17 protein-coding genes are annotated in these 22,131 nt (G+C 67.1%); 10 read left to right on the top strand and 7 right to left on the bottom strand.

Annotated elements, in window-relative coordinates; all coding sequences use genetic code 11:
- Nucleotides 1–123 precede the first annotated feature (123 nt).
- The 3 genes from B7Z66_03760 to B7Z66_03750 are packed head-to-tail and all read left to right on the top strand — an operon-like array spanning nucleotide 124 to nucleotide 2,689.
- Nucleotides 124–1,206 (top strand): phosphoribosylformylglycinamidine cyclo-ligase, encoded by a 1,083-nt coding sequence (locus tag B7Z66_03760; protein ID OYV77521.1) that lies wholly within the window; start codon nucleotides 124–126, stop codon nucleotides 1,204–1,206.
- Nucleotides 1,203–1,883, top strand: a complete 681-nt coding sequence (locus B7Z66_03755; protein ID OYV77520.1) for a phosphoribosylglycinamide formyltransferase — start codon at nucleotides 1,203–1,205, stop codon at nucleotides 1,881–1,883. The genes B7Z66_03760 and B7Z66_03755 overlap by 4 nt, the downstream gene beginning before the upstream one ends.
- Nucleotides 1,880–2,689 carry a hypothetical protein gene (locus tag B7Z66_03750; GenBank protein OYV77519.1) on the top strand — a complete coding sequence of 270 codons (810 nt, stop codon included), beginning with the start codon at nucleotides 1,880–1,882 and terminating at the stop codon, nucleotides 2,687–2,689. The genes B7Z66_03755 and B7Z66_03750 overlap by 4 nt, the downstream gene beginning before the upstream one ends.
- A 7-nt stretch (nucleotides 2,690–2,696) precedes the next feature.
- Here B7Z66_03750 and B7Z66_03745 read toward each other — a convergent pair whose 3' ends face one another.
- Both B7Z66_03745 and B7Z66_03740 read right to left on the bottom strand, forming a co-directional pair.
- The gene (locus B7Z66_03745; GenBank protein OYV77518.1) at nucleotides 2,697–3,263 is read right to left on the bottom strand and encodes a dCTP deaminase; all 567 of its coding nucleotides are present in this window, start codon (nucleotides 3,261–3,263) and stop codon (nucleotides 2,697–2,699) included.
- Nucleotides 3,264–3,328: 65 nt separating this feature from the next.
- Nucleotides 3,329–4,420, bottom strand: a complete 1,092-nt coding sequence (locus B7Z66_03740) for a Fe-S-binding ATPase (protein ID OYV77517.1) — start codon at nucleotides 4,418–4,420, stop codon at nucleotides 3,329–3,331.
- Nucleotides 4,421–4,616: 196 nt separating this feature from the next.
- Here B7Z66_03740 and metG point away from each other — a divergent pair, with 196 nt between their 5' ends.
- The 5 genes from metG to B7Z66_03715 all read left to right on the top strand — a co-directional run bounded on the left by metG (nucleotide 4,617) and on the right by B7Z66_03715 (nucleotide 9,514).
- Nucleotides 4,617–6,668, top strand: coding sequence for a methionine--tRNA ligase (metG, locus tag B7Z66_03735; GenBank protein ID OYV77516.1), 2,052 nt, complete (start codon nucleotides 4,617–4,619; stop codon nucleotides 6,666–6,668).
- A 102-nt stretch (nucleotides 6,669–6,770) separates the two neighbouring features.
- Nucleotides 6,771–7,520, top strand: coding sequence for a hypothetical protein (locus tag B7Z66_03730; protein OYV77515.1), 750 nt, complete (start codon nucleotides 6,771–6,773; stop codon nucleotides 7,518–7,520).
- A gap of 261 nt (nucleotides 7,521–7,781) precedes the next feature.
- Nucleotides 7,782–8,219 carry a hypothetical protein gene (locus tag B7Z66_03725; protein OYV77514.1) on the top strand — a complete coding sequence of 146 codons (438 nt, stop codon included), beginning with the start codon at nucleotides 7,782–7,784 and terminating at the stop codon, nucleotides 8,217–8,219.
- Between the two features lie 24 nt (nucleotides 8,220–8,243).
- The gene (locus tag B7Z66_03720; GenBank protein ID OYV77513.1) at nucleotides 8,244–8,912 is read left to right on the top strand and encodes an endonuclease III; all 669 of its coding nucleotides are present in this window, start codon (nucleotides 8,244–8,246) and stop codon (nucleotides 8,910–8,912) included.
- 146 nt (nucleotides 8,913–9,058) lie between these two features.
- Entirely contained in the window at nucleotides 9,059–9,514 is a 456-nt protein-coding gene (locus B7Z66_03715; protein OYV77512.1) for a hypothetical protein, read from the top strand.
- 21 nt (nucleotides 9,515–9,535) lie between these two features.
- Here B7Z66_03715 and B7Z66_03710 read toward each other — a convergent pair whose 3' ends face one another.
- The 5 genes from B7Z66_03710 to B7Z66_03690 form a co-directional block, all read right to left on the bottom strand.
- A complete protein-coding gene (locus B7Z66_03710) occupies nucleotides 9,536–12,349 on the bottom strand; it encodes a hypothetical protein (GenBank protein ID OYV77511.1) in 2,814 nt (937 codons plus the stop codon).
- Nucleotides 12,350–12,628: 279 nt separating this feature from the next.
- Nucleotides 12,629–13,849, bottom strand: coding sequence for an argininosuccinate synthase (locus tag B7Z66_03705; protein ID OYV77510.1), 1,221 nt, complete (start codon nucleotides 13,847–13,849; stop codon nucleotides 12,629–12,631).
- 367 nt (nucleotides 13,850–14,216) lie between these two features.
- Nucleotides 14,217–17,264, bottom strand: a complete 3,048-nt coding sequence (locus B7Z66_03700; GenBank protein ID OYV77509.1) for a pyruvate dehydrogenase — start codon at nucleotides 17,262–17,264, stop codon at nucleotides 14,217–14,219.
- 137 nt (nucleotides 17,265–17,401) lie between these two features.
- On the bottom strand, nucleotides 17,402–18,385 hold the full coding sequence (locus tag B7Z66_03695; protein OYV77508.1) for an alpha-ketoacid dehydrogenase subunit beta: 984 nt from the start codon (nucleotides 18,383–18,385) through the stop codon (nucleotides 17,402–17,404).
- Complete coding sequence (locus B7Z66_03690; protein OYV77507.1) at nucleotides 18,385–19,377, bottom strand: pyruvate dehydrogenase (acetyl-transferring) E1 component subunit alpha; 993 nt, start codon at nucleotides 19,375–19,377, stop codon at nucleotides 18,385–18,387. Before B7Z66_03690 ends, B7Z66_03695 begins: the two co-directional genes overlap by 1 nt.
- 210 nt (nucleotides 19,378–19,587) lie before the next feature.
- On the opposite strand from B7Z66_03690, the gene B7Z66_03685 reads away from it, so the two are divergent.
- On the top strand, nucleotides 19,588–21,000 hold the full coding sequence (locus B7Z66_03685) for a hypothetical protein (GenBank protein OYV77639.1): 1,413 nt from the start codon (nucleotides 19,588–19,590) through the stop codon (nucleotides 20,998–21,000).
- 72 nt (nucleotides 21,001–21,072) lie between these two features.
- Complete coding sequence (locus B7Z66_03680; GenBank protein ID OYV77506.1) at nucleotides 21,073–22,128, top strand: dihydroorotase; 1,056 nt, start codon at nucleotides 21,073–21,075, stop codon at nucleotides 22,126–22,128.
- Nucleotides 22,129–22,131 lie beyond the last annotated feature (3 nt).

Raw genomic sequence — 22,131 nt, 5'->3', positions numbered from 1 at the left:
AGAATGGCGCTAAAATAGCACAGTTCCTGCGCCGGAACCGAGCCGCCCGCGGGCGCCACAGCGCGCCGTTTACAGGCCCCATCCCGGCCCGCTAGCATAGGGCCCCCACTGCAGGAGCGTATTGTGTCCAACGACGCGGACCGCACGGCGGCCCCCCCTTCCTCCGAGCCCGATTCCACCCCGTTGAGCTACCGGGCCGCCGGCGTGGACATCGACGCGGGGGCGCGGCTGGTGGAGCGCATCAAGCCGTTCGCGGCCCGTACCCACCGGCCCGGGGTGCTGGGCGGACTGGGCGGTTTCGCCGCCCTGTTCGAACTGCCACTGGCACGCTACCGGCAACCGGTGCTGGTATCCGGCACCGACGGCGTGGGAACCAAGCTCAAGCTGGCCATCGAACTCGGCCGCCACGACACGGTGGGCATCGACTTGGTGGCGATGTGCGTCAACGACGTGGTGGTGCAGGGCGCCGAACCCCTGCTGTTCCTGGACTATCTTGCCACCGGCCGGCTGGATGTGGATGTCGCTGCGCAAGTGATCCAGGGCATCGCCGCCGGTTGCGAACAAGCGGGCGCCGCCCTGGTGGGTGGGGAGACCGCCGAAATGCCGGGGATGTACAGCACGGGTGACTACGACCTGGCGGGCTTTTGTGTGGGCATCGTGGAGAAGGAACGCATCATCGACGGCTCCCAGGTACGCCCGGGAGACGTACTGATCGGCCTCGCGTCCTCCGGCCCGCACTCCAATGGGTATTCGCTCATCCGCAAGGTCCTGGAGCACAGCGCAACCGACCTGAATCAGGACTTCCATGGCCGCAGTCTGGGCACAGTGCTGCTGACCCCTACCCGCATCTATGTAAAGCCCCTGCTTGCCCTGATGGAGCGCGTCGAGGTCCATGCCCTGGCCCATATTACCGGGGGCGGGTTACCGGAGAACCTGCCGCGGGTACTGCCGGCAGGGACCCGGGCGCTGCTGGAGGCGCGCGCCTGGCCGCGCCCACCGGTGTTCGACTGGCTTCAGGAACGCGGCCGGATCGTCGATGAGGAACTGTACCGCACCTTCAACTGCGGAATCGGCATGGTGGTATGCGTCGCGCCGCAGGCAGCCGAGCTCGCCCTGGAACTACTGACGGCACAGGGCGAAACTCCCTGGGTCATCGGGCAGGTAGAGGCGTCCGCGGATCCAGAACCGGCAGTGGAGATCCGATGAGCGGTGCCGGTGGAAGTCCCCTTCCCCTGGTGGTCCTGATCTCCGGCCGCGGTAGCAATCTTCAAGCCCTGCTGGACGGCGCGGTGCGCGGCACGTTGCCGGTGGAAATCCGCGCGGTGATTTCCAACCGGCCCCAGGCCCCTGGACTGGAACGGGCACGGCGCGCTGGGATAGCCACCGAAGTGGTGGACCATCGCACCCCGGGTGCTCCAGCGGGAGACTTCGACACGGACTTGCTGAACACCATCGAGCGCTATCAGCCCGGGCTGGTGGTCCTGGCCGGCTTTATGCGCATCTTGAGCCCGGAATTCGTCGCCCACTATCCGGGCCGCATCCTGAACATCCACCCATCGCTGCTGCCGGCGTTTCGCGGGCTGGATACCCACCGCCGCGCATTGGAGGCCGGCGTGCGGGAACACGGCGCCAGCGTACACTTCGTCACCGCGGAGCTGGATAGCGGACCGGTAGTAGTCCAGGCGCGCGTACCGGTGCTTCCCGGCGACGACGCCGAGCGCCTCGCCGCTCGGGTACTGGAACAGGAACACCGCATCTACCCATTGGCGGTGCGCTGGTTCGCCGCCGGCCGCCTGCACTTGAATGAACGCGGCGTGTGGCTGGACGGGCGCCGCCTGGAACAACCGGTTTCACTCACCGCGGATGCCGAGGTGCCGACATGAATCGGCGCGGGATCACGATGGTGCTTGCGCTGCTGGCGACGCTACCGGGGACCGCGCGCGCGGACTGCGATCTCACGCATCTTCCACCTTTTGCGGCACGCTATCAGGTAACCGCACTGGGCGGGCTCGCCACGGTGGGCGAATACCGGATCTCCCTGACCCAGACCGGCGCGGATCGTTTCCGCTATGAGACGGTCAGCCACCCGGTGGGGATCGTCGCCTGGTTCAAGAACGAGCGCCTGTTGGAACGCAGCGACTGGACCCTGGACGGCCAAGCCATCCGCCCCGAGGATACCCTGTACCAGAAACGCGTGGGTGACAAAAACCGCGTCATCCGCACTACCTTCGACTGGCCCGCCCACCACGCGGTGCAAGTCGACGACGGCCGCACCAAGGTACTGGATATCCACGACGGCGTCCTGGACCGGATCCTGTTCCAGGTGGCGTTGATGCGGGACCTGATTCAACAGCGCACGCCGCTGGAATACCGCTTCGTGGACAAGGGCCGGCTCAAGACCTTCCGGTTCAAGGTGATGGGCCGGGAGACAGTAGGAACCCCGATGGGCGACTTCGAGGCGGTGAAACTCAAACGCGTCCCGCTGCCCGGCGAGAAAGCTGACTACGTGTGGGCGGCACCGCGGCTATGTTATCTGCCGGTACGCATCGCCTACTGGAAGTCCGAGGGACCGGCCTTCAACGTGTTACTGCGGTCCCTGGACGGACACCTCAACCCAAACGCCCCGGCGCAGGCGCGGGTCCCGGCCGCATCGGCGGAAGCCACCGTGGGCACGCCTGCGCCGCGATAGCCGTGGATCAGGCCTTCGGCAAGGTTACGCCGCGTTGGGCTTGGTACTTGCCACCGCGGTCCCGGTAGGACACCTCGCAAACCTCGTCCGCCTCCAGGAAGATAACCTGGGCCACCCCCTCGTCGGCGTAGATCTTGGCGGGTAGCGGTGTGGTATTCGAGAATTCCAGGGTCACGTGCCCCTCCCATTCGGGTTCCAGGGGCGTGACGTTCACGATGATGCCACAGCGGGCATAGGTGGACTTGCCCAGGCAGATGGTAAGCACGTTGCGGGGGATCCGGAAGTACTCCACGGTGCGTGCCAGAGCGAAGGAATTCGGCGGGATGATACACACCTTGCCGCGCACGTCGACAAAACTATTGGAATCGAAATTCTTGGGGTCGACCACCGCCGAATTGATGTTAGTGAAGATCTTGAATTCATCGGCACAGCGCATGTCGTAGCCGTAGCTCGACGTGCCGTAGGAGATGAGACGCCCCGCGCCGTTTTCCCGAACCTGGCCCGGCTCGAACGGATCGATCATGCCGTGCTGCTCGGCCATGCGCCGGATCCACTTGTCAGCCTTGATGGACATTGCTCATGAACCGGGACCCGGGCGCGGCCCACCGGCCGTCGCTGCGCGCCCCGGTGCGGGCCGCCTCAGTTGTTCTGAATGACGATGCTGGGAAACCGCGCGCTGAAATCCTTGGCCTGCAGCGACAACTTGGCGGCGGCGCGACGCGCGATGGCGCGGAAGATGCCGGCTATCCGTCCGTCCGGGTCCGCCACCACCGAAGGCTTGCCGTGGTCCGTGTCGTGTTGGATGCTGCCGTCCAGGGGCAACGAGCCGAGCAGTTCCACCCCGTGCTGCTCGGCCAGGCGCTTGCCGCCGCCCTCGCCGAAGATGTGCTCCTCGTGGCCGCACTGGCTGCAGATATGCAGACCCATGTTCTCCACGATGCCGAGTACCGGCACGTCCACCTTCTCGAACATCTTGAGACCCTTGCGCGCGTCGAGGAGCGCAATGTCCTGGGGTGTGGTCACGATCACCGCCCCACTCACCGGAACCCGCTGGGCCAGGGTGAGTTGGGTATCGCCGGTACCCGGCGGCAGATCGATCACCAGGTAATCCAGATCCTTCCAGCGTGTGTCGTTGAGCAGTTGTTCCAGGGCCTGGGTCACCATCGGGCCGCGCCAGATCATCGGCGTCTCCTCATCGACCAGAAACCCGATGGACATCGCCTGCAGGTGATAGCTGTTCAGGGGCTCCAGGGTCTTGCCATCCTTGGAATCCGGCTTGCCCTTGATACCCAGCATGCGCGGCTGGCTGGGTCCGTAGATGTCGGCATCCAGGATTCCCACCGTGGCACCCTCGGCGGACAGCGCCAAAGCCAGGTTCACCGCGACCGTGGATTTCCCGACACCACCCTTGCCCGACGCCACGGCGATGATGTTCTTGATGTTCTGCAGGGGCTTCAGATTCTTCTGCACCGTATGGGCGGTGATCTTGGAGGAGACGTCGATGTCCACCCCGCTCACGCCGGCAATGGCTGCAATTTTAGCCTTCACCGCCTCCTTCAGGGTCTCATAGTGTCCCTTGGCCGGGTAGCCGAGCACGATGCTCACGGACACCTTGCCACCTTCGATCGCGATGTTCTTGACCGACTTGGTGGAGACCAAGTCCTTGCCCAGGTACGGGTCCACGTACTCCTTGATGGCTGTTTCCACCTGGAGTTGGGAGACGTCCGCCATGTTCGAAACCTCCTACGCAATGCGCCGGCCGCGGGGCCGGCGCAGATTCGCTCTGGCTAAGATGTCCATTGTACACCAATCACCCTCCACCTCCCACACCGGGCCCGGGCGGGTCGGTGGCGGGCCCGCCCCGGAATTGGTACTGTAGGCACGCCCCGCAGCCCGCGGCGCAGCGCCGACAAGTCATTGATCGTCCATGAGCCCGACACCGCGCAAGATCCTGGTCACCAGCGCCCTGCCCTACGCCAACGGGCCCATCCACCTGGGCCACCTGGTGGAGTACCTGCAGACCGACATCTGGGTCCGGTTCCAGCGCATGCGCGGCCACGAATGCCACTATGTGTGCGCGGATGACGCCCATGGCACCCCGATCATGCTGCGCGCCTGGCAGGAGGGGGTAGATCCCGAGGCCCTGGTCCAACGCATCGGCCGGGAACATCAAGAGGACTTCGCGGGGTTCCGGATCGCCTTCGACCAGTACCATAGCACCCACTCACCGGAGAACCGGGAACTCGCCAACCTCGTCTACCAGCGCCTGCGGGACGCCGGTCACATCGCCCAACGCACGGTCACCGATCTCTACGACCCGGAGAAAAAGCTGTTCCTGCCGGACCGCTTCATCAAGGGGACCTGCCCGCGCTGCGCGACCCCGGACCAGTACGGCGACAGCTGCGAGGCCTGCGGCGCCACCTACAGCCCGGCCGAGCTGAAGGACCCGGTATCGGTGCTCTCCGGGGCACGCCCCGAGGAACGCGAAAATCTGCACCTGTTCTTCCGGCTGACGGATTTCGAACCGATGCTGAAGGAATGGACCCGCGGTGGCCACGTGCAGGCAGAGGTGGCCAACAAGCTGGAGGAGTGGTTCGCGGCCGGGCTCCGGGAATGGGACATCTCCCGCGACGCCCCGTACTTCGGCTTCGAGATCCCCGACCACCCCGGCAAGTACTTCTACGTGTGGCTCGATGCCCCCATCGGCTACATGGCGAGCTTCCGCAAGCTGTGCCTACGCACCGGCCTGGACTTCGACGCCTGGTGGGGGCCGGACTCCGGCGCCGAGCTGTACCATTTCATCGGCAAGGACATCATCTATTTCCACGCCCTGTTCTGGCCGGCCATGCTCCATGGCAGCGGATTCCGTACCCCCACCGCGATCTGCACGCACGGGTTCCTGACGGTGAACGGACGCAAAATGTCCAAGTCCCGCGGCACCTTCATCCGCGCACGCACTTATCTCGACCATCTGGACCCGGAGTACCTGCGTTACTACTTGGCGGCCAAGCTGAGCAGCGGTGTCGACGACCTGGACCTCAACCTGGAGGACTTCACCCAGCGGGTAAACGCCGATCTGGTGGGCAAGGTGGTCAATATCGCGAGCCGCTGCGCCGGATTCATCCACAAGCTCGCGGGCGGACGGCTCGCGGACACCCTGGCGGATGCGCCGCTCTACCAACGTTACGCCGACGCCGCACCAGTGATCGCCGGCCACTACGAGGCGCGCGACTACGGCCGTGCCATGCGCGAGATCATGCTGCTGGCGGATTTGGCAAACCAATACATCGACGAACACAAGCCCTGGCAAGCGGCCAAGGACCCGGCGCGGAGCGCCGAGGTGCAAGGGGTATGCACGTTAGGATTGAATCTGTTCCGGATGCTCATGATTTATCTCAAGCCGGTACTGCCCGCCATCGCCCTGCGCGCCGAGGCGTTCCTCGCGGTGCCCCCCCTGGCATGGGCGGACGCCGGGCGGGTGTTGCTGAGCCATAGCATCGCCGTGTTCACGCCCCTGTTGCAGCGCATCGAGCCCGCGGCGGTGCTGGCCATGATGGAGAGTTCGGAACGGGAGGCAGCGCAGCGCCGACCGGGCACTGGGGAGCAGGCGGCGCCTGCACCCGAGCTGGAACTGGAATCGGAGCCGGCCACGCCGCCGATCACCTACGATGAATTCGCCAAGGTCGATCTGCGGGTGGCGCGGATCCTGCGCGCCGAGGCGGTGGAGGGCGCCGACAAACTGCTGCGCCTGACCCTGGATCTCGGCGGCACCACCCGCACCGTATTCGCCGGGATAAAATCCGCCTACCGTCCCGATGATCTCGCCGGACGCCTGACGGTGATGGTGGCGAACCTCGCCCCGCGCAAGATGCGCTTCGGAGTATCCGAAGGCATGGTGCTGGCGGCCGGGCCCGGTGGACAAGACCTGTGGCTGCTGGCGCCGGATGCCGGCGCGCGCCCCGGGATGCGGGTGAAATAGACCGCGTACGGCGGACTTGCCGCTCTTCCCGTTACGCCCGCCGACCGGCCCGGCACGGGGACCGGCCATGGTGTATCCATCCAGGCAACAGGCCATGTATCCATGCTGCCCGCCGCCCTCACGCTGATTCTCGGGTGCCTCCTGTTTGGGGGGCTGCGATTGTGCAAGCGCGGGCGCGCCGCGCGCGCGCAAACCACGCTGGTGGAACGCATCGAAGCCGTGCTCCCGCAGACCCAGTGCCAACGCTGCGGCTACCCCGCGTGCCGGCCCTACGCCGAGGCCGTTGCCCGGGGCGAGCGGGATCTGAACCGCTGCGCGCCCGGCGGCGACGCCACCATCCGCGCCCTCGCCCGGTTGCTGGGACGATCACCCAGGCCCCTGGATCCGGAGGTGGGCAACGCGGCGCCTGCGGCGCGCGCGGTGATCGACGAGGGTCCGTGCATCGGCTGCACCCTGTGCATCCAAGCCTGCCCCGTCGATGCCATCGTCGGCGCGCCGGGGCTGATGCACACCGTGCTGGCCCAAATCTGCACCGGCTGTGAACTCTGCGTGGCGCCCTGCCCGGTGGACTGCATCGCCATAGTCCCGGCGACGGAACCGTCCGCTCGGGCAAGGCCCTGGGTCACGGGCCGGCGGCGCGCGCGCCGGGCGGCCCAACAGGCGCGCGCGCGTTATGAACGCCACTGTGCACGCATCGAACGGGAGCAGGCCGAACGCCAGGCACGACGCCAAGCCAAGCCGGGGATCTCACCCTACGCGGCGCACTCCGACGCGGAGCGGCAGACGGTGATTCAGGCCGCCCTGGAACGGGTGCGGGCACGGCGCGCCGCCGCCCGGTCCGGCGCGGGCTAATCCGACCCCGGGCCGGGGGCGGCGAACTTTGTTATACTTCGCTCGCCAGGAGTCTGTCCATGTCATCCATACCACCATGGCGGCCGCGGTAAACCGGCACGACATTGGCCCGACATTGATTGGTCTCTTGGGTACCACCGCACCCGCTATGCCTCGTCAAGCGATCGAGCAGCGCCGCTCGCTCTCCCGTCAGGCCTGCGGCACGCGGATGACCCGGCCCGGCGCCCAGGTCCACGGCCCACACCCATCAGGAGACACGCGATGTCCGGACATTTTCCCTTCGCGGCCAAACGCGGCATCCGCTATGGCCAGGCACCGCGCATGGCCATCGCCGCGTTCTTCGAGCACCACGGCTTTAACACAGATCTCCAGGAGAAGTATTACAAGTGGTGGTATGACTGGGCCCGGAATGCCGTGGCGGGGGATCCAGACCTGAACGCCACCAAGGGGGTGGAATTCACGGGTTACCCCTACGGCCAACACGCCCTCCACAGCTTCCACCTCAACGACAAGATGTGGGCAGCGGCTCTATCCGACCTGGGCGACTTCATCCGCGACCTGATCCTGCCCAAGCTGGACGAGAAGGCGCTGCACGCCCTGGAATCGCAGCACGACGCGATGCTGCATACCCTGGCGCAAGAGGCCACGCAGAAACCGCGGACGCCACCGCCCGAGGTGGGCTACTTCCGGCACGTCTGAGCGGTACCGGCGCGCGGCACGGCGATGAACGCCACCAAACGCCAGGAGATCTTCCGGCGCCTGCAGGAGGCCGACCCCCACCCCACCACGGAACTGCGCTATGCCAGCCCGTTCGAACTGCTGGTGGCAGTGGTCCTCTCCGCCCAGGCCACGGACCGCAGCGTCAACCTCGCTACCGCGAAGCTGTTCCCGGTAGCGGGCACCCCGCAGGCAATCCTCGGACTCGGTGAGTCCGGCCTGTCCCGCTACATCCAGACCATCGGGCTGTACAACAGCAAGGCGCGCAACCTGATCAAGACCTGCCGGATCCTGCTGGAACAGCATGGGGGCGCGGTTCCGCACGACCGGGCGGCCCTCGAGGCACTACCCGGCGTGGGCCGCAAGACCGCCAACGTCATACTGAACACCGCCTTCGGCGAACCCACCATCGCGGTGGATACCCACGTCTTCCGGGTGTCCAACCGCACCGGGATCGCCCCGGGGAAAACCCCCGCTGAAGTGGAGCGCAAGTTGCTCAAATTCGTACCGGCGCCGTTCCAGCGCCACGCCCATCACTGGCTGATCCTGCATGGGCGCTACGTGTGCGTCGCGCGCAAACCCCGCTGCCCGGACTGCGGCATCGCCGCCCTGTGTGAATACCGCCGCAAGACGGCGGGCGCGGCGTCCGGGCACCGCGCCCCGGCGCAGCAGTAACCCGTGGAACCCAACCCCCACCCGGAAATCCCTTAGATTCGGAGCGGCCGCCGGCTCATCGCCGGAAACTTTTTCCGGCCCGCACGGTCCACCGGATAGCCACGGCCGGTGGCGGATCGGCACCCGGCCCGGCCAGGAGCGATCCCATGGACGCCGTGCTCGCCGTCTTCTGCGCCATTACCGGCATTCTGAACCGTCTCGGAACCTTCCTGCCCCAGCTTGGCCTGCGACTGCTGCTGGCCTGGGAGTTCTGGGTCTCCGGCACCGCAAAGCTGCATAGCGCCAACTGGTTCGTGCCCCTGCAATCGCAGTTTCCGCTACCATTCAGTCTGCTGCCCGCGAACGCCACTTGGTTCCTCGTCACCTGGGCCGAGTTGCTCGGTGCTGTCGCCCTGCTGATGGGTTTCGGTACCCGGCTGGCCGCGCTGGCCTTCATGGTGCTGGACGCGGTGGCGTGGCACACCCTCTACGCCGGGAATGGATACAATGTCTGCGACGGCGGCTACAAACTCGCACTGCTGTATCTGGCGATGCTGCTACCGTTGCTCTTCGGCGGACCGGGGACCGCCAGCGTGGACCACTGGATCAGCCGGCGTCTTTGAAGGACCGATCGGGCGCCGGCGTCAGCTATCCAGCCGGCAAGGCGCCCCGACACCAAATCCCTGTGCATAGTCAATCCCTACCCGGCGCACCCGTTCCAATGTGGTCCCGTCCTCCACGAATTCCGCGATGGTCTTCACCCCCATGACATGGCCTATCCGGTTGATCGCGTCCACCATCGCATGGTCGACAGGATCGTTGATCATGTCCTTCACGAATGAACCATCGATCTTGAGATAATCCACCGGCAAGGTCTTCAGGTAGGCGAAGGAACTCAATCCGCTCCCAAAATCATCCAGGGCGAACCGGCAGCCCAGACCGCGCAGTTCGCGGATGAACCCCATGGCACTGGAGAGGTTGGCGATAGCGGCAGTCTCGGAAATCTCAAAACAGAGGCCCTGCGGCGCGACCTGCGCACCGCGCAGGTTCGCCTTCAGACGTTCGATGAACGCGCCGTCGCCCACGGAGTGGCCCGACAGGTTGATATTGCAGGTCTCCAGGTCCTTGAGCATCGGGTGCCCGGCCCGCAGTGCCGCGCATGCGGCGTCCAAAACCCAGCGATCGATCTCCGCCATCAGGTTGTAGCGCTCCGCGGCAGGCAGGAACACGCGCGGCGGAATCAGTCCCCCGTCCTCGCCCACCATGCGCAGCAGCAGTTCCCCATGGTGAATCTGCGATCCGCAGTCCGGCGCCAGGGTGATGATAGGCTGGAAATAAAGCTGGAAACGGTTGTCCTCCAGCGCGTGTTGGATCTGATGCGCCCACTGCATCTCCCGATGCCGCCGGACCAGATCCGCGTCGTCGTCCTGGAGCACATGCAAGCGATTGCGGCCGCGCTCCTTGGCCATATAGCAGGCGGAATCCGCGGCGCTCATGATCTCGGCGAAGTCCCCACTGTGGGCCGACACCGGCACCAGCCCGATACTGGCGCCCACCTCGAAGACCTGCTGCCGCCACGAGAAACGAAAGTCGCGGATGGCGCGCAATAGGGTTTCGGCCAACTCCCGGGCCTTGCCCAACGGGCAGTCCTGAAACAGTACGCCAAACTCATCGCCACCCAGCCGGGCAAGGGTATCCCGGTCCCGAATATCGGCTTTCAGCCGTGCGGCAAGCTGGCGCAGCAGCTCGTCCCCGGCACCGTGCCCGCAGGTATCATTGACCAGCTTGAACTGATCCAGGTCCAAGTAGCACAGGGCATGCTCCCGGCTGGATTCCCGCGCGCTGACCAGCGCCTGGCGCAGCCGCGTCTCGAACTCGCGCCGGTTGATGAGCTGCGTGAGCACGTCATGACTGGCCTGGTAAGACATCTGGCGCGCCAGGGTCCGCAGTTCGGTAACGTCGTGGAACACCAGCACGGCGCCAATGACCTGCCGTTCCCGGGCACGTAGCGGGGCGGCGGTGATCTTGACCGCGAACTCCCGGTCCTCATAGCGGTGCAGCAGCAGGGCCGGCGCGACGAGACACACGTTCTCTGCCTCCCGCAGACAGCGCACCACCGGGTCCTGGACCGGCGTGCGGGTCGCCTCATCCACGAGGTTCAGCACCTCGAGCAGCGGCTTGCCGTGGGCCTCTCCGTTGCGCCAGCCGGTGAGGCGTTCGGCGCTCGGATTCAGGTACTCGATGCGGCCATGGACATCCGTGGTAATCACCCCGTCCCCGATGGACTCCAGCGTCACCTGCACACGTTCCTTCTCCCGGAACAGCGCCTCCTCGGCCTGGCGCTTGCGCTGCGTGATGTCATGGACCACACACAGCAGCGATGCCACATGGCCGCGCGCGTCGCGCAGCGCGGCCGCATGCAGCTCCAACCAGCGGTGCCGGCCAAGCAGACCGGACATTTCCAGTCCCTGCGACTTCCCCGGTTGTCCCCGGAACACCAGGTCTAACAACTCGCGCAGCGCGGGCCGGTAGGTGGGAAGCAGGAAATCGAGAAACCCGCGGCCGATAACCTCCGCGGCGCGGGACGCCTCGAGCATGGCAAGGCCGGCGGGGTTGATGTCCAGCACGGTCCCGTCCCGGGCCAGAAGCACCACACATTCGGGTTCGGAATTGATAATGGTGCGCAGATGGTTCTCGCGCTCCACCAGGCGTTCCCCGGTGCGGCGGCGTTCGTCAATCTCGGCCGCGAGTTCCCGGTTGGCCCCCTCCAACTGGTCCTTGGCGGCCGACAGGTCGTGGACCAAGTCGTAGTTCTCGAAGGCGAGCGTGAGGGAGCGGACCAACTGGCGGTGCAGATGCCAGGCGGTCACCACCAGCAACCCGGCCATGAGGACGGTGGCAGCACCGATCGCCTGGTAGATATGATCCGCCCGCCCCAGAAACCAGACGAGGCTGGGCAACAACGCAGGGATCAGGAACGCGATAAACGACAGCGGCGCCGCGGTCATGGTGCTGAGGGTGCCCCCCAGCACGACGCCCAGGATCAGGACGAGAAACACCTGTTGAGTCAGATCGCCGTAGCTCGCAAGGATCAGACCGCCGCCGCCCCATATCACGCCGTTGAGCAGGCACGACCCGCAGTACCAGCGCCGCCACTGCGCCGGGGACTGCCCTGCAGCGCCCATGCGGTGGTACTGACGAATCAAGAAGAAACGCAGCAGGGCGGTCACGACCAGGCCCGTCACCCAGAGGTGGGCGAGAGGCGCCGGTGCCGCCTCCTGCAACACGAAGGCCACGATGATCCCCACCAGCAGGCTAGCCAGCAACCCGGCGGGGGCGAGCGTGTACAGCAGCCGGACCTGCTCGGTCCGCACCATGTGCTCGCGTGACGGGGTCCCTGTTGGTGCTCGGTGGAGTCCTTGGACCGGTACGGTCCCGGATTGGTCGAAGAGCAGCATCTCGGATGGCGCTTTTTTTGTTGTCCCGAGTTCGCCGGACCAAAGCGTGCCCTCCCGGCACGGCCACGGCGGCCGTGGTGCACTGGAATCCCAGTGCCCACGCAGGGTCGCGCCACAGGGCGCAGGCCCCCACAAAGGAAGGTTTCGGCCGCCGCCGGAAGAACTTTAGGCGGCCCAACCGCGCCGGCGACCCGGCTTCGGATTCCGTGCCTTGGGAAGCGGCCCCGGCGCAGGGTCAGGGGTCGCCGGACGCGGGAGACAAGAAGCGGGGGCTGGCCTTCAGCCGCGGCGCCGGGCGTTGCGGGCGGCGATGCGCATGCGCAGGGCATTGAGGCGGATGAAGCCGGCGGCATCCCGTTGGTCGTAGGCGCCGCCGTCTTCCTCGAAGGTGGCGATAGCGGGATCGAACAGGCTGTCGGATTCCGAGGCGCGGCCCGCCACGGTGATACCGCCCTTGTAGAGCTTGACCCGCACGCGGCCATTCACTGGGGCCTGGGAGGCGTCGATGAGCCCCTGGAGCAGAGTGCGTTCCGGGCTCCACCAGTAACCGTTGTAGATGAGACTGGCGTACCGGGGCATGAGTTCGTCCTTGAGATGCGCCACCTCGCGATCCAGGGTCAGTGATTCCAGCGCGCGATGCGCCTTGAGCAGAATGGTGCCGCCAGGGGTCTCATAACAGCCCCGGGATTTCATCCCCACGTAGCGGTTCTCCACCAGGTCCAGGCGCCCGACCCCGTGGCGGCACCCATGACGGTTCAGGGTCTCCAGTACCTGGGCGGCACCCATGGACTCACCGTTGACGGCCACCACATCGCCAGCGGCGAAGGTCAATTCCAGGTAGGTGGGGGTATCCGGGGCCTGCTCCGGCGCCGTGGTCCAGCGCCACATGGATGCCTCGGGCTCGGTCCACGGATCCTCCAAGGGACCGCCCTCATAGGAGATGTGCAGCAGATTGGCGTCCATGGAATACGGCGATTTGGTTCCACGCTTGGCCTCCACCGGGATGCCGTGGCGCTCCGCGTAGGCCAGCAGCTTCTCCCGGGAGGTGAGATCCCACTCCCGCCACGGCGCGATGATGCGGATGTCCGGGTTCAGGGCATAGGCGCCCAGCTCGAAGCGCACCTGATCGTTGCCCTTGCCGGTGGCCCCGTGGGCGACGGCATCGGCGCCGGTGCGGGCCGCAATCTCCACCAGCCGCTTGGCGATCAGTGGACGGGCAATAGAGGTACCCAGCAGGTACTCGCCTTCGTAGAGCGTATTGGCGCGGAACATGGGAAACACATAGTCGCGCACAAACTCCGCGCGCAGATCCTCGACGTAAATTTCCTGCACACCGAGGGCGCGGGCCTTGGCCCGGGCCGGTTCCACCTCCTCGCCCTGGCCGATATCGGCAGTGAAGGTCACCACCTCGCAACCATAGGTTTCCCGCAACCACTTCAGGATCACCGAGGTGTCGAGACCTCCGGAATACGCCAGAACGACCTTCGTTACGCTGGACATGGGACCTTCCTCAGGCAATGGTGCGCATCCCCCGGGGCACGGAGGCGCGGGACGATTTTAGCGGATTCCGTCGCGCCCTGCGTGCCCGTGACGAGGCGTACGGGAAATCGCGCACCGGTCTTCGGCCCCCCGGCGGACATACCGGAGCCCCATGGGACGACAGAGATCGACCGCCGGGAAGACCTCCCGCGGCCACGCGGCACGGTGACGACCCGGACCGGCGCCTGCCCGAGGAATCTGCGCGGCGTATGGCAAATCGAGGCCTGCTTTTCGATCTCGTAACCAGCGTGGTCGTTACCACCTGGACAGCCGGATCGAAAATAGGGACCGACCTGACACCGCCGCAGTAACGTCAGGATGACTCGAATCAGGCCGTGACCCGGGCGCTGCGGCGCAGGCGCGAGAGCAGGCGCCGCGCGAGATCGCCGAACAGCTCGGTCTGGGTCGGATGGGGATGGATGGACTCCGCCACCTGTTCCAGACGCAAGCCTCCGCTCACCATCATCACCGCCTCGCCGATCAGCGTATCCGCATGGTCCGCGAGCAGGTGCACGCCGATTACCCGGTGGGTCTTGCGATCCGCCACCAGTTTGATGAGGCCCGCCGTCTCGCCGGTGATCATGGCCTTGGCGTCGATGCTGAGCGGTACCTTGACCTCCACCGGGTCCAGACCGCGGGCCTTGGCCTGCTCCACCGACAGCCCCGCGAACGCGGCCTGGGGCCGGGTGAAAATAACCCCGCAGTCGCGGTCCGGATCGTAGCGGCGGTCCTCGCCGGCAATGGCGGCCGCCGCCACCCGGCCCTGCTGAGCGGCGGTGTGGGCCAGCATCAAGCCGCCAATCACGTCCCCCACCCCGTAGATGTGTGCCACGTTGGTCCGGCACCGGACATCGGCCTGGATCACCCCGCGCTCCACGGTGACCCCGGCGTTGTCGAGCCCCAGCCCCGTGAAATCAGGGCGTTTGCCGGTGGCCATCAGCACGTATTCGCAACTCACGGTGTGGCCCTTGCCGGCGCTGTCCTTGTAGGCCACCTTCATGGCCCCTGCTTGCCCGGAGATGCGCTGCACCGCGGCACCCACCTCCACGGTCAGACGCGGGTCTGCCGCCAGGATCTCCGCGAGCTTTTTCGCCAGCTCCGGTTCCACCTCCGCGAGGATCCGGTCCTGGGCCTCGATCAGGGTCACCCGGGTGCCGAAGTCCTGGAACATCTGCGCCATCTCGGCGCCAATGGCGCCGGCGCCGATCACCACCAGGCGCCGCGGCACACCGGCGATGCTCCAGACCGTGTCCGAGGTCAGTACCCCACCGGACTCAAGTCCTTCACGCGCCCCCGGAATCGGCGGCACGTAGGGTGGCGCCCCGGTCGCGATCACCGCGCATCCAAACGTGATGCGCCGCCCCGCGGAACCGTCGCCGGAACGCGCCCGGTGGTGGGGATCGGTGTCGTTGCCGGAGGTATCCACGAACAGGGTATGGGCGTCCTCGAAACGCGCGGCACCCTGGACCAGTTGGATCCGCAGGCCCTTGTCGGTCTTCTCCGCCATGGCGCCGCGCGTCTCCAGGATGCCGCGCCGGGTGGCCTCAAGCTGGTCCCAGGTGAGCCGTGCCCGGGTGGTCCCTTCGACCCCCAGGTGCGCGTCGTGGGCGCGGTCACGAATGCGGTCCGCGGCGGCCCGCCAGGTCTTGGAGGGGATGCAGCCGCGCCACAGGCACTCGCCGCCGGGCAGCGGCGCATCGTTGATCAACGCGGCGTGGACCCCATGTTCCGCCAGCTCGCGCGCGCAGTCCTCACCGCCGGGTCCGCCACCGATCACGACCACCGGGTAGTCCCACTCACCGGCGGGGATGCGCGGACCGGGGGGCTGCATCCACTGTTCCGGGCGCTGCAGCAGCTCGCGCAGGGTATTGAGGAACTGGGCCGCCAATGCGCCGTTCACTACCCGGTGGTCGGCGGTGATAGTGACCGGCATGCCGGACGCGCCGCTGCTGGAGATCGCCAGGATCGCGGCGATCCCCGGCGTCGGGATCGCGTCGAAGTAGCTCACCCCGAACATCCCCAGGTTGGAGATCTGGAAAGTGGGATTGGAATACTCCTCGGGCTTCAGGCGCCGGCGCCGCGCCCGCGCGACGAGCTCTTTCCAGGCATCGTTGAGTTCCGGCAGCCCGCGCGACTCACAACCGCGCAGCACCGGCACTACCAAGCCCCCATCGTCGCTGGCCACCGCCATCCCGATATCGACGCGCGCGCGCTCCACCAGGCGGTCCACCGGCTGGTAGGCCCAGTTGACCTGTGGGTGTTGCTGCAGGGCCAGCGCACAGGCCTTGGCGATCGCCACGGTGACCGAGATCCCCTGGGCCTTGGCGGCGCCCATCAGGGCCTCCGGGCGCACATCGACGGTGACGTGGAACGTGGGCATGGTAAGGGCGGAGGTCATGCTGTGACTCACCGCCTTCTCCATGCTGGTCATCGGGCGCCCATCGCCGGGCACCGGTGGTTCCACCGCCGGCCGGGTCCCGGGCGGGAGCGCGGCACCGGTGGTCGGAGCCTCCCGGAGCACATCCCCGGCCACGATCACCCCTTGGGGCCCGCTGCCCTGGAGGGGATTCAGGTCCACACCCCGCTGGGCCGCGAGGCGCCGGGCGTAGGGTGAAGCCTGCCCCCGGGTGGGCCGGGGCGCTGGGTTCACCCCAGGCGCGGTGGAACCCACGGGCTGCCGCCCCAGCGCTGGGGGCGGGGTTTCTTGGGTGGCAGGAGCGGCGGAGGCAACGGCGGCGGCAGGGGCCGCCCCGCCGTGCACGACCTGCTCCGCTTCCACCACCAGATAGGCCAGCGCCCCGCCCACCGGCACCACGCCATCCACCGGGGCCAGGGGCCCGGACAAATAGCCGTCGCGGAACACCTCGACGTCCATGATGGCCTTGTCGGTCTCCACCTGAGCCACCACGTCGCCGCGGACGATACGATCTCCGGGCTGACGAGCCCAGGTCACCAGGGTGCCCTCCGTCATGGTGTCGGAGAGCTGCGGCATCTTGATCACGTGCGCCGTCCCAGCGGGCTCCGCGGGCACCGGCGCCGATGGGGCAACCGGCGCGGGCGCAGCGGCGGTATCGACCAGCGCTGCTGCCGCGCCGGCGGCGGGCATGCGCTCCCCCTCCGCCACCTGGTCGGCGCTGGACACCAGGTACGCAATGGCATGGCCCACCGGCACCACGCTGTCCACTGGGGCCAGGGGGCCGGACAAGTAGCCGTCGCGGAACACCTCGACGTCCATGATGGCCTTGTCGGTCTCCACTTGGGCCACCACGTCGCCGCGTCGCACCTGATCGCCCGCCTGCTTATCCCAACTTACGAGGGTGCCCTCTGTCATGGTATCGGAGAGCTGCGGCATCTTGATTGCGTAGGGTTCAGCCATGCGTCATTCCTTAAGGGCCGGGCGGGCGCACGGTGGGCGCCGGCCGGCAACGAAATCCTGGTCGCCCGCGGCGCAGGCCGCGCCGCGGATAAGGCCCCCGTTTCAACCCCGGGCGTGGTGGCGACGTACTGCCATGATCATCGGCGGCCGCACACCTGCAACGCCGCCCGCACGATATCGGCGGCCCCCGGGATCGCGGCCTTCTCCAAGGTGCGGGCGTAGGGCACCGGAACGGTCCGGGCACAGACCCGCACCGGCGCGGCATCGAGCTCGAAAAAACAGGTCTCGTTGATAATCGCCATGACCTCGGCGCCTACTCCCACCACGGGCTCCGCTTCCTCCGCGATCACCGCCCGGTGGGTACGCGTGACCGAGCGCGCGATACCGGCGCGGTCCAGGGGACTCAGGGCATACAGATCCACCACCTCCGCCTCGATTCCGTGCTCCCGCGCCAGCACGTCGGCGGCCTGCAGGCACCAGTGCACCGAGATGTTGTAGCCGAACAAGGTGACGTCACGTCCTTCCCGCAACAGTTCGGACCCCTCCAAGGGCTGGAAGTACTCCCCGTCCGGCACCTCGCCCTTGAGGTTGTACATCAGCTCGTGCTCGTTGATGAACACCGGATCGTTGCAGCGCACTGCCGACTTGATCAGACCGTAGGCCTGGAGTGGACTGGAAGGGGTCACCACGCGCAGTCCGGCGATCCCCATGAATACCTTTTCCATGCGTGCCGAATGTTGGGAGCCCAACTGATGGGCACTGCCACCGGGGGAACGTATCACCACCGGTGCGGTGAGCTGGCCGCCGGACATGTAGCGGACCTTGGCTGCGGTGTTGGCGATCTGATCCAACGCCAGCCACGCGAAGTTGACCGACATGAGTTCGATGATGGGCCGCACCCCAAGAAACGAAGCTCCGATACCCACCCCGGTATAGCTGTTCTCGGAGATCGGGGTGTCGATCACCCGCTCTGGGCCATATTTGTCGTAGAGGCCTTGGGTCGCCTTGTAGGTGCCTCCGACGACGCCCACGTCCTCGCCCATCACGATGACCATAGGGTCATTCGCCAGCTCCTCGTCGTGGGCACGACGAATCGCCTCCCAGTACATCATGGCCGCCATTAGTGCGCCCCTCCCGGATTCCAGGAGCCGTCATCCGCCAGCACGTACTTCTCCAATTCCTCCACCGGCGGCGGCGGCGAGGACTCCGCGTAGGCGATGATCACGTTCTCGATCTCCTCCAGCACCTCGGTATCCAGGCCATGGTAGTCGTCCTTGGTCATGGCGCCGGCCCCGATCAGGCGATCGCGCAGCAGGATGATCGGGTCTCGGGTGCTCCACATGCGTTCCTCATCCTTGGCCCGATAGGCATTGGAATCGGACATGGAATGACCGCGATAGCGGTAGGTGAGCAACTCCAGAAAATAGGGGCCGGCGCCGCCGCGCACGTGATCCACCGCCACCTGGGCCGCTGCGTGCACCTGCTCCACGTCCTGCCCGTCGATCTGGGCCGCCGGGATTCCGTAACCGCAGACCCGTTTGTACTGATCCACCACCGCGGTGGACCGATCGATGCGGGTACCAATACCGTAGAGGTTGTTCTCGCAGACGTACAGCACCGGCAGCTTCCACAGGGCGGCCATGTTCAGGGTCTCGTGGAAGGTGCCCTGGTTGTTGGCGGCGTCCCCCAGGAAACAGATGGCGATCTCGTCGCCGCCGCGCATCTTGATGGCCTTCGCCATGCCCGCGGCGAGGGGAAACGGCCCCCCCACCAAAGCGTACCCCCCCATGAACCGGTGTTCGACGTCGAACAGGTGCATGGAGCCGCCGCGTCCCTTGCTGACCCCGGTCTCCTTGCCGAACAGCTCCGCCATCACCGCCTTGGGGTCGGCGCCGCAACTGATGGCGTGGACGTGGTCGCGGTAGCCGGTGATGACGTAGTCGTGACCCGGCCGCGCGGCCTTCATGACCCCGTGCACGCAGGCCTCCTGCCCCGAGTACAGATGCAGAAAGCCCCCGATCCGGCGCTCCACGTAGGCCTCGTAGCAGCGCTCCTCGAAACGGCGGGCGAACAACATATCCCGGAGCAGCCGTTTCCTATCCGCGATGTCCATGCAACTCCCTTGGCATTCAGGATCCGCCGCCGGGTTTTGGGGGCCCAACGGTACCGGAAATCGAACGAGCGCGATATGATCAAATTTTTGGCTCCCTAGGTCAAGGAAAACGACACCGTGCGCGCCCTGCCGGAAGCGGTAAAAATAAAGATAAATCAGCATCTCCTAGACCCTGACACGGCGCGGATCGATGCCCTGGACCAAGTACTGATGCTGCTACCGCCGGAGCTGCTGCGTGGGCGCTTGCCGGCACTTCCGTACCGGGATGTGTTGGAAAAGCGCCTGGGACGCGGCATTGGGAAAGAATGCGGGCGGATCCTGCTGGCCACCGACCTACCCAACCCCCGTGGCACGCGCGTGATCCTCGCCTGCGTCCGGCCAGAGGCCACGGCCTTCGAACGCCTCACCCTGGCCCGCAAGCTCGCCGCTGCCCTGCTGGAGCGCCGCTCCGGGGCCGTGGCGGTATACCCGGTGGCGCTGCCGCGGCTGGTGGCGGAACAGGTAACCGAGGCCCAGGTAGCGGCCCTGCTGGCCGCCCTCACACCGCGGCCGAACCGCAAGAGCCGCCCGGTGGCGGTGCCGCGCGTCGGCACCCTGCACCTCTACGGCCTGGCGCGACGCCTGAACCTGGCGCGCACCCGGGCGGAGGCGGAGGGCAACGGGCTTGCCCGCTGGCTCACCGCCCTGCCGCCCAATGAACTCACTCCGGGACGGTACCGACGCCATCTCCGAACGCTCGCGCGGCACCACCACTGGCGCATGGAGGTGCTGGACCTCAAGGCCTTGGCACGACGCGGCGCCGGGGCCTTCCTGGCGGTGGCTCAGGGCAGTCCAGAGCCGGATGCCGGGATCGTCCGGCTGCGCTACACGCCGCGCCGCCGGCGGCGCCCGGGATTGGCCCTGGTCGGCAAGGGCATCTGCTTCGACACCGGCGGGACCAATCTCAAGTCCGCCCGCCACATGTACGGCATGCACGAGGACATGCAGGGCAGCGCCGTCGCCCTCGGTGTGCTGGTGGCCCTGACCCGCCTACAGGCGGATTTCCCGGTGGACTGCTGGCTCGCGCTGGCCCAGAACCACATCGGCCCCAAGGCCTACAAGCCGAACGACGTGGTGCGCGCGAGCAACGGCGTCACCATCGAGGTGGTGGACACCGACGCTGAGGGCCGCATGGTCCTGGCGGACACCCTGGCGCTGGCGAGCCGCGCGCGGCCGGGTCTGATCCTCGGCTATGCCACCCTCACCGGCGCCTGCGTGCAGGCCCTGGGCACCCGCATGAGCGGCGCATACGCCAACACAGATGCGTTGCGCACCGACGTGCTGGAGGCCGGGCACGATAGCGGCGAGCGGGTCTGGCCGTTCCCCGCCGACCCGGATTATGACGAACCGCTGGAGAGCAATGCCGCGGACGTGAAACAGTGCGCGACGGAAGGGGAAGCAGACCATATCCTGGCGGCGCGCTTCCTGAGCCGCTTCGTGCCTTCCGGAATCCCATGGGTACACATCGATTTGGCCTCCGGCAACCACAAGGGTGGGCTGGCCCATATACCGACCGATGTGACCGGTTTCGGCGTGCGTTTCACCCTGCACCTGCTGCTCGACCACCGCCTGCCCGCCGCCTGAACACCAGGCGGACGCCCGACAGGGCGCGCTGGACGTGGCATAATCCCAACCGGTTCACCACGCCATAGCCCCATGCGACTGACCCTCACCCGGCCCGACGACTGGCACCTGCACCTGCGCGACGGGGCGGCGCTCGCCGCGCTGCTGCCACACACCGCGCAGCGCTTCGCCCGTGCCATCGTGATGCCCAACCTCGCCCCGCCCCTGACCACCGTGGAAGCGGTGCTGGCCTACCGGCAGCGGATCCTGGACGCGCTGCCCAAGGGGTCTACCTTCGAGCCCCTGATGACTTTGTACCTCACCGACCGCACCGCGCCGGAGGAGATCCGCCGGGCGCGGGAAAGCGGCCTGGTGATCGCCGCGAAGCTCTATCCCGCGGGCGCCACCACCCACTCGGACGCGGGGGTCACGGATGTCAATCGCATCCTGCCCACGTTGGAAGCCCTGGAGGAGCAAGGACTGACGCTGCTGGTCCACGGGGAGGTCACCGACCCGGCGGTGGACATATTCGACCGCGAAGCGGTGTTCATCGACCGGGTACTGGATCCCTTGTGTGCGCGCTTCCCGGCGCTGCGGGTGGTCTTCGAACACGTCACCACCCGGGAGGCGGTGGCATTCGTGCGCGGCGCCCGGGCCACCGTCGGCGCCACCATTACCGCCCACCATCTGCTGCTCAACCGCGGCGCCCTGTTCGCCGGTGGGCTGCGGCCCCACTATTACTGTCTGCCGGTACTGAAGCGCGAAACCCATCGGCTGGCGTTGCTGGAGGCCGCCACCGGCGACGATCCGCGCTTCTTTCTGGGCACCGACAGCGCGCCCCACCCGCAGGGCGCCAAGGAGGGATCATGCGGGTGCGCGGGAATCTATACCGCCCATGCCGCGCTGGAACTCTACGCGGAGGCCTTCGAAGACGCCGGGGCACTGGACCGTCTGGAGGCCTTCGCCAGCCTGCGTGGCGCGGACTTCTACGGCCTGCCCCGCAACCGCGGCACCATCACCCTGGTGCGGGAACCGTGGCGCGTGCCGGCGCACTATCCCCTCGGCGCGGAGCAGGTGGTCCCGATGCGCGCGGGGGAGGAATTACGGTGGCGGCTGGACGAGCCCGGCGCCCCGGGCACCAAGCGTTGAACC

The sequence above is a fragment of the Chromatiales bacterium 21-64-14 genome, from assembly GCA_002255365.1.
In the GTDB taxonomy this organism is placed as follows: Bacteria; Pseudomonadota; Gammaproteobacteria; order 21-64-14; family 21-64-14; genus 21-64-14.
This window is presented reverse-complemented; position numbering and strand designations above follow the sequence as displayed.